The 273-nt window shown below is 65.6% G+C and carries 1 pseudogene; it reads right to left on the minus strand.

Annotation, left to right across the window (positions count from 1 at the left end):
* Nucleotides 1-227, minus strand: a pseudogene (locus tag P9217_RS30195) (esterase); the annotation flags it as partial.
* Between the last annotated feature and the right edge of the window lie 46 nt (nucleotides 228-273).

Consider the following 273-nt stretch of genomic DNA (forward strand, 5'->3'; position numbering starts at 1 on the left):
TGCGAAGCCGTGGCGACGCCGCCGTCAATGGTGGTCACGCCTTCGGGACGCCCTTGGTGAAACGCCACGCACATCCGGTTGTAGACCGCGCGCTGCTCGGCGATAGGTGCGGCCACGATCTCCGGCGGGTACCAGCTGTTGACCCGGTCGATATAGTCCCAGAACTCCGGATCGAGCCGGTCGGCATATTTGCCGCGGCTGCCCCGATCAGCTGGGTTGCTGGCCATCGCCGTCAGAGCTCGGCGTAGAGTTGCGCCGCGTTCTCGAAGGTGA

Source organism: Mesorhizobium sp. WSM4989 (genome assembly GCF_029625795.1).
Taxonomy (GTDB): Bacteria; Pseudomonadota; Alphaproteobacteria; order Rhizobiales; family Rhizobiaceae; genus Mesorhizobium.